The 8,069-nt window shown below is 68.5% G+C and carries 9 protein-coding genes; all 9 read left to right on the top strand.

The annotated features are described in order from the left end of the window. A partial coding sequence (locus FS770_RS12350; protein ID WP_222126521.1) for an SAP domain-containing protein occupies positions 1 to 234 on the top strand: 234 nt, incomplete at its 5' end. 24 nt (positions 235 to 258) lie between these two features. Next, positions 259 to 663, top strand: a complete 405-nt coding sequence (locus FS770_RS12345; protein WP_145012330.1) for a Gp19/Gp15/Gp42 family protein — start codon at positions 259 to 261, stop codon at positions 661 to 663. Further along, positions 660 to 1,022, top strand: a complete 363-nt coding sequence (locus FS770_RS12340; RefSeq protein WP_145012327.1) for a phage head completion protein — start codon at positions 660 to 662, stop codon at positions 1,020 to 1,022. The genes FS770_RS12345 and FS770_RS12340 overlap by 4 nt, the downstream gene beginning before the upstream one ends. 6 nt (positions 1,023 to 1,028) lie before the next feature. Then, the gene (locus FS770_RS12335) at positions 1,029 to 1,337 is read left to right on the top strand and encodes a DUF5403 family protein (RefSeq protein ID WP_145012324.1); all 309 of its coding nucleotides are present in this window, start codon (positions 1,029 to 1,031) and stop codon (positions 1,335 to 1,337) included. 2 nt (positions 1,338 to 1,339) lie between these two features. Next, positions 1,340 to 1,768: a hypothetical protein gene (locus FS770_RS12330; protein ID WP_145012321.1), complete on the top strand. Its 429-nt coding sequence runs from the start codon at positions 1,340 to 1,342 to the stop codon at positions 1,766 to 1,768. Between the two features lie 60 nt (positions 1,769 to 1,828). After that, positions 1,829 to 2,404, top strand: a complete 576-nt coding sequence (locus FS770_RS12325; protein WP_145012318.1) for a phage tail tube protein — start codon at positions 1,829 to 1,831, stop codon at positions 2,402 to 2,404. 104 nt (positions 2,405 to 2,508) lie between these two features. Beyond that, positions 2,509 to 2,916 (top strand): hypothetical protein, encoded by a 408-nt coding sequence (locus tag FS770_RS12320; RefSeq protein WP_145012315.1) that lies wholly within the window; start codon positions 2,509 to 2,511, stop codon positions 2,914 to 2,916. Between the two features lie 197 nt (positions 2,917 to 3,113). Continuing rightward, the gene (locus FS770_RS12315; protein WP_222126520.1) at positions 3,114 to 3,275 is read left to right on the top strand and encodes a hypothetical protein; all 162 of its coding nucleotides are present in this window, start codon (positions 3,114 to 3,116) and stop codon (positions 3,273 to 3,275) included. A gap of 60 nt (positions 3,276 to 3,335) precedes the next feature. Continuing rightward, complete coding sequence (locus tag FS770_RS12310) at positions 3,336 to 8,066, top strand: hypothetical protein (protein ID WP_145012309.1); 4,731 nt, start codon at positions 3,336 to 3,338, stop codon at positions 8,064 to 8,066. Positions 8,067 to 8,069 lie beyond the last annotated feature (3 nt).

The following is an 8,069-nucleotide window of genomic DNA, read 5'->3' as shown; positions in this document are numbered from 1 at the left end:
GGTGAGGATCCCGCCGGTAAGGAAGAGGATTCCGCCCCCGAGGGTGAGGATCCCGCCGGTAAGGAAGAGGATTCCGCCCCCGAGGGTGAGGATCCCGCCGGTAAGGACGAGGACGCCGAGCTGCGCGCCAAGCTCAGCAAGCACACAGCGGACCAGCTTCGCGACCTCGCCTCCGAGCAGGGCCTGTCTACCGCAGGCAACAAGGCCGAACTCATCGACCGTCTGCTCGGCTGACCTGCAGCACCAGAGGAGGACGTCATGGCCAACTCGCTGAACATCGGCCTGGACCGAGTCAAGCTCGAGTACGACGGGATCATCCCGGAGAACGACGAGGACTACGTCCAGGCCCTGGTGGACAAGGGCGTGCGCGTCCTCCTCGCGGACTGCCCCGGGCTCCTCGCCAGAGTGAAGTCCGGGGCCACCGACCCAGAGCTCGCGCAGGACGCTGTCGTGGACGCCGTCCTGCGCGTGCTCCGCGACGACGACCCCACCATCCAGTCCGAGTCCGAGGGCGGCTACAGCTACAGCAAGCGCGCGCTCGCCGCGTCCCCGGACATCTGGTACACGGACCGGTGGCTCGCCCGCCTGGGCTGCACCAAGGGCGAGGAGGCCGGACCGGGGACAGCTCGGGTTGGCATGCGCCGCGGATGGGCTCTCCCATGAGCCTGCGCTCCGCACCTCGCCACACCGTCACCGTCACCACCGTCCAGCGCGTCCCGGACGGCATGGGTGGCTACGAGGACGTCGAGCAACCACCGGTGACCCGGCGCTGCAACGTGTACCCGCTCTCCGCCACGGAGCGCTACGAACTCGGTCTGCAGGCCGTGACCACCTATCAGGTGTTCGACCACGAGCAGCAGCTCAACCCGGGTGCCGGCCCCTGGCCCGGCGGGAACCACACCCGCATCACCTGGGACGGCCGCACCTTCCAGCAGGAGGGCGAACCGATGGTCCACACCATGTCCCGCCGCACCAGCCACCAGCGCATCGTCATGACCGCGCTCGCGGCGAAGGCCCGGTGACGGCGCGTGGTGTGGGTTGATCCCAGAGCGTCGCTGATCGCTGCACGCATCGCGTCTGAGGACGCGGTGTTCGACGCGGCCGCAGCCGAGGTGGCCGCGCAGGTGCGGGCGAACGCGGCCGGGTCCAAACGGACCGGCCGGTTCCTCGCGTCGATCAAGGTCGAGCGTGTCTCGGGCCCGTCAGGGGTCACGGACCGTCTCGTGTACTCCGACGACCCGAACGCGATGTCCATCGAGTACGGGCACTTCACGGACGGCGAGAAACCGTCCTGGGTGCCGGGGAAGTTCGCGTTCAGGAAAGCGCAGCGGGGGTGAGCATGCCGAGAACACTGCCCGTGCACCGGGCCCTGCACACGGTGCTCACCCAGATCGTCAACGACCGGCGGGTCACGGTCACCGCGGAACCCGACGTGGACGCGTACGAGCACCTGCCCATGGTGATCTTCGCGGCCACCTCGGACGGGCGGATTGCCAACGCGGATCTCGCGCTGGGGGAGTCCTGGGCTGTGGCCGTGTCGGTCTGCGCCAAGACCAACCGCGCGGCCGAGGAGATCGCCGCCTCGGTGGCGTACTTCATGGCCGACCTGCAGGACCACTACCCGGTGATCCGTGACGGCGCCCAGCAGCTGTGCTCCGTGGCGTACGCCGACGTGATCAGCCTGCCCGACAGAGCGCCTGTGACCGCCACGGTCGCCAAGGACGTGGCCCAGTACAACGGGTCCTTCCGCGTCCTCCTGACCCCGTAGCACGGGGCCCCAACACATTCTTCCCGGCCCATGCTGGGCCACACCATCTGGAGGTACCTCATGCCGCTTGACGCTGGCAAAACCATCATCCCGTTCCGCGGCAACGTGCTCACCGCACCCGTGGACACCCCCTCGTTCGACATCTCCTCGTTCGTGATCGGCGACGACAAGACCTACCCCGACTGGCTGACCACGGGTCACACCTCCCGTGAGAACTCCGTGGCCCTGGAGAAGGACGGCGGGGACGCCGAGCAGAAGGGCTCCTGGGAGGACGAGGGTCTGGACGCGGTCTACGAGCCCACCGCCTGGTCCGCGACGGTCAATGCACTGCAGATGGACAAGCCCACCTTCGAGCTCGCATTCCCCGGTGGCGAATGGGACGAGGCCACCCAGTCCTACGACGTCGGCAACATCGGCACCGTCGAGCGCGCCGTGATGGTCGTCTTCGCCCCCGGCGACAAGCGCGCCGGGTTCTACATGCCCCGCGGGCAGATCACCCTCGGCGACGCCCCCGAGCTGGACGTCGAGGAGTTCTTCGAGCTGCAGCTGCGCATCCAGGCGCTGTCCTCGCAGACCACCCGCAAGCGGTTCCGCTGGTTCGCCACCCGCCCGTACAAGGCGCTCGCGGCCGCGTGACACACTCCCGCCCGTTCGTGGCTCCGTGAGCCGGCCACGGGCGGGCGGGGCTCCACCCACACCAACAGGCTCACACCGACAGCACATGCTCACAGGAGGCTCACATGGCTACGACCACCCAGACCCGAACCCGCAAGACCCCGCAGGACCGCAAGCCCACCCAGGAGTCCGTGGACGCCGCAAAGCAGGAACGCTTCGAGGACGTCGAGGGGCACGAGCTGCTGACCCCGTTCTCCAAGATCAAGGGCTCGGACCAGGCACGCATGATGGCGCGCATGCTCAAGCTGCTCGGCGCGGAGTCCATCGAAGACGTGGACCAGGAGGTCGACGTCTCGAACTTCGACCTGGACGAGGTCGCGGACTTCATCGACTGGGTCGAGGACCGCTACGCGGTGGACCCGGCGAAGTTCGCCGCGTTCACTGCGGGCCGGGGCGGCATGGAGCGCGCCATGAACCTGTGCATGGCCTACGCCGGTGAGATGGGGGAAGGCGACGGCTCCGAGAATGGCTGATCTCGGAGCCCGCCGTTGTCGGTGACCTCGTCGGTCTCTACGGCTTCGACCCGCTCGACGCCGTCACCAACGGGGACTCGGACCGGCTGCTCGTACTCGAGGCACTCGTAGCGCGTCTCGGGCACGACGCCCGCTCCGTGGCCCGCGCCGAGACACTCGGCAGCACAGCCCACGTGGACTGGACCCCAACCGCGTACATGACGGCCAACGTCGTGGACCGGGTCGGCCAGCTCGCCGCGATCACTGCGGTGTCCGGGTCGAAGAAGAAGCCGCGATTCCCGCCGCCGGTGGACCGCCCCGACGTCTCTTCCAGCCCCACCACGCTGGAAGAGGTCGACGCGATCATGGCCGGCGCCTGACACACAGAAAGGCCCCCGCACCTGCGGGGGCCTTTCGCGTACCCATGTGAGGGGGAACCGATGGCCGGCGGCAAGGAAGTCGGGCGCGTACAGATCCGCGTCCTCCCGGACTCCACGAACTTCGGGGCCGAGCTCAAGCGCAAGCTGCAGCAGATCGAGCGCACCGCGAAGGTCACGATCAAGACCGCGCTGGACACGACCGGTCTCGCCGGTGAAGCAAAGCGTGCGGCCGCTGCGGCGGGCAAGTCCGCGAAGGTCACCCTCTCCACCGCCCTGGACTCCAAGGGCGTACGCCAGGCCGTGACCGACGCCAAGAGGCAGGCCCAGTCTGTCGCGGAGAAGGCTCCGATCAAGGCGCCGTTGGACATCGACACCGAGCGGGGCTGGCAGGAGCGCGTCACCCGCGAGGTCAAGGCCGCCGCTGCCCGTCTCGAAGCGCAGATCCCGCTCACCGTCGACGGTGAGCGGATGCGCGCCGACCTCGCCAAGACGGTCAAGACCGCCGCCGAGAACCTCAACGCCACCGTGCCCGTGGACGCCGAGCAGGCCGCCGCGTTCCGCTCCAAGGTCCAGGCAATGGTGGACCAGATCGAGTCCCGCGCCGCGGAGCTCAAGATCGCCGCGGACACCGCCGCCGCCCGCCGCGACGCCGACGACCTGCGCGACAGCATCGACGGCCGCAAGGCCACCTTCAACGTCGACGCCGACACCGGGGCCGCCGCCGCGCGCCTGGCCGTGCTCGCCCGCGACCGCATCATCAACCTCCACGCACAGCTCTCCGCGGGCTCCATCGGCAAGGTCACCGCCGCGCTCGCGGGCCTCTCCGGCGCCCGCGTGGCCGGGGACGCGATCCAGCACGTCAGCGACGTCCTCACCAACCTGGACCGTTCCGTGCCCCGTGTGGCCGCGCTCGGCACGGCCTTCGTGAACCTGGGATCCGCCGCGCTCGCGGGCACCTCCAACATCCTCTCCCTCGCCGGGTCGGTCGCGTCGATCGCCCCGGCCGCGCTCGCCGTGCCCGGAATCTTCGCGGGCATCGCCGTTGGTGCGACGACGATGATCCTCGCGCTCAAGGACGCCGGCAAGGTCCTCGGAGACTTGGGCCCGCAGTTCTCCGCGCTGCAGGGATCCATCAGCTCCTCGTTCTGGGCCAAGGCCGAGGCACCCATCCGCAGCCTCGCCTCCTCCGCGCTGCCCCTGCTCGAGACGAAGCTCTCCGCCGTGAGCTCGTCCATCGGGACGTTCTTCGCGGGCATCGCCAAGGGCCTGTCCACGAAGCTGTCCCTGGGTCAGCTCGGCACCCAGATGGACTACCTCAAGTCCTCCATCGACATCGCCGCCGGCGCCGCCCAGCCGCTCGTCCGCTCCATCATGACCCTCGGCACCGCCGGAGCCTCCTACCTGCCGCAGCTCGCAGGCTGGTTCACCAAGCTCACCGCCCAGTTCGACGCGTTTATCACCAAGTCCGCAGGGGACGGGTCTCTCCACCGGTGGATCACCGGGGGAGTCTCAGCACTCCAGGACCTCGGCCGCGTCATCGGATCCACCGCAGGGATCCTCGGAGGCTTCGCCACGGCGGCAGCCAACGCCGGCGGTGCCTCGCTCGGAGCGCTCGCAGACGGCCTGCAGCGCGTCAACGCCGCCATCAACGGGCCCGTGTGGCAAGGCGCCCTCACCACCGTGTTCCAGGGCGCCCACGACGCCATGGCCGCGCTCGCACCGGGGGTCTCTGCCCTGGGTTCCGCGTTTCTCTCCCTGGCCCCGACCATCGCCCAGGTCATGACCCTGGCCGGTCAAGCCGGGTCAGCGCTGCTCGAGGGCCTGGGGGCAGCACTGCAGAACCCCGTGTTCCAGTCCGGGGCGACCGCCCTGTTCCAGGGCATCCTCACCGGCGTGCAGGCCCTGCAGCCCGCGTTCCCCGCCCTGGGCGCGGCCGCGGGCTCCCTCATGTCCGTGCTCGGCACACTGGCCTCCACCATCGGCCCCGTGCTCGGCACCACCATCCAGGCACTCGCCCCCGTCTTCACCGCCCTGATGGCCGCAATTCAGCCGATCATCCCCGTGCTCGGCCAGGCCCTGGTCTCCGCTATCTCCGCGCTCGCACCGATCCTCGTGGCCGTCGCCCAGGGGATCGCGAACTTCACCAACGCGTTCCCCGGGCTCGCCGCCGTGATCGGAGTCGTCGCAGCCGCCGTCGTCGCGCTGCTCCCCGTACTCGTCTCCGTGATCTCCGGGATCGTCGGGTTCGCCACCACCATCGCGGGGGCCATCGGAGCGTTCGGTGGCTTCGCCGCGATTGCCGGGGTGCTCGGCACCGTGTTCACCACCCTGGGCCCGGTCATCGCCGCGGTGGGCGCAGTCGTCGCCGTATTCCTCGCCGGCCTGGCCGCGCTCGCGGCGATGTTCGCCTACGCTTGGTCCACCTCCGAGCCCTTCCGGGCAGCTGTGATGGGTCTTGCGCAGGCGTTCATGGGGCTGGTGGCCACCGTGGCCGGCGCGCTCATGCCGATCCTGACCTCCCTGGCGGGTGCTGTGTTCCCGGCACTGATGGCCGTGGTCAACGCGCTCGTCCCGGTATTCACGCTGGTGATCCAGATCATCACGCAGGTGATCACGATCCTGACGACGTTGGTCACCTTTGTGCTGGGCATGCTCATGCCGGTGTTCCAGGCACTGCTGCCGGTCATCACCACGGTGTTCTCGACCATCGCGTCGATCATCACCGCGGCGATCGGCATCATCCAGGGCATCCTCACGGTGTTCCTGGGGCTCCTGCAGGGCAACTGGTCGATGGTCTGGCAGGGCCTGGTCATGATCGTGCAGTCTGTCTGGGCGTTGCTGACCGCCATCGTCACCGGCGCAATCGCGATCCTGCAGGCCATCATCATGGCCGGCCTGACCCTGATCACGACGATCTGGTCGGCGGCCTGGAATCTGCTGGTCACGGCGGCGACGACGATCTGGACGATCATCACGACCGCGATCACCACGGCTATGACCCTGATCCAGACCGTGATTCAAGCGGGCCTGGCTCTGGTCTCAGCAGTGTGGACTGCGGCGTGGACCGCGCTGGTCGCGATCGCAACATCGGTTTGGGCCTCGATCACCGCAGCGGTCTCGGCCGCCATCTCCGCTGTGCAAGCGGTGGTCTCTGGTGGTCTCTCCGCAGTGCAGGGCGTGGTCTCCGGGATCATGTCCGGGATCCTCTCGTTCTTCGTCTCCGCATGGGCGTCGATCACCTCGGCAGTGTCCTCTGCCATCTCCACGGTCCAGGCCGTCATCTCCGCTGGAATGTCGGCGGCGTTGTCGATCGTCTCCGGGATCATGTCCGGGATCCTCTCGGTGGTGTCCTCGATCTGGGCATCTGTGACCTCGGCGATCAGCAGCGCGGTATCCGGGGCGGTCTCAGCGATATCCTCCGGGTTCAGCGCCGCTCTCTCCGCCGTGTCGTCGGCGATGTCCGGAATCGTCTCCGCCGTAGCATCCGGCGCCGCGTCCGTGGTTTCCGGGTTCAGCTCCATGGTGTCCTCGGCGGTCAGCGTCCTCTCGGGCATGATCGGTCAGGCCGCCTCCATTGGTGGGCAGATCATCGCTGGTCTCGCCAGCGCGATCAGTGGCGGCGCGGCCACCGTCGTCGGCGCTATCAAGGGCGTCGTCTCCGGCGCGATCTCGGCAGCCAAGGCCGCCCTCGGCATCCACTCGCCGTCGCGAGTCTTCCGCGGCATCGGTGAGTACACCGTGGCCGGTCTGACCAAGGGGCTCACGGGCAAGGCTTCGGAGGCGAAGAAGGCGTCCGCGGATCTCGCCAAGGGCATCACACAGGTCTACCAGAAGAACGCCGAAGCGCAGCGCAAGCGACTCAAGAAGAAGTCGATCCTGGGCGACCCGAAGGCGCAGGCGAAGGCGTTCTACGACACCTACGCACGGGCCTCCACGGACGCTCTGCAGCGCCTGGCGTCCAAACGCGACGGGCTGCTCAAGCGACTGGACGACCAGAAGAAGAAACTGGACGACCTGTACAAGCAGCGCAACGACAAGGCCGCGTCCATTAGCGACCAGCTCATGGGGACCTTCGACCTCAAGAAGGCATCCGCTGGTGGGATCCAGGGAATGATCCGCGGCGCCCAGCAGGCGGCCGCCGCGATCCACCAGATGCGCGTGAACATCTGGAAGCTGAAGGAACGCGGGTTCTCCCAGAACCTGATCAACGACCTCTCAGCCATGGACCCGCGCCAAGCCAACCAGGTCGCACAGCAGATCCTGCGCGGCTCACGCGCACAGCAGGACGCGCTGAGACGCCAGTACCGCGCGCTCGAGAAGCAGTCCTCCGGCGCCGGGAAGCTCGTGGCGAACTACATGTATTCCACGGGCATCCAGGCCGCCAACGGGCTGATCAACGGGCTGCGCTCCCAGCTCGCAGCCGTCGACGTCGCATCCAAGGTCCTCGCAGACCGACTCGTCGGCACCGTCCGCCGACGCTTGGGCATCCACTCCCCGTCACGGGTCATGGCTATCCAAGGCCGCTACTCCGCCGAGGGCTTCGCCAAGGGCCTACGCGACAACGCCCACCTGGCCGACCTCGAGCTGCGCTCGCTGCTGGCGTCGCCTCCGCCAGTGAACGCGCCGCGGCCGGTCACGGCGCAGGGCGGGGGAGCGGAGGAAAGCTTCGATGAGCAGCTGGCACGCCTGCTGCAAGAGATCCGCGACCTTCTGGAATCGGGCATGACCCTGGACGGCCGGCGGGTGTCGGAAGCTCTGTTGTTGTCCGATCGACGTTCGCGAAGGAGGTAGGCA

This window comes from Kocuria salsicia (genome assembly GCF_007681555.1).
In the GTDB taxonomy this organism is placed as follows: domain Bacteria; phylum Actinomycetota; class Actinomycetes; order Actinomycetales; family Micrococcaceae; genus Kocuria; species Kocuria salsicia.
This window is presented reverse-complemented; position numbering and strand designations above follow the sequence as displayed.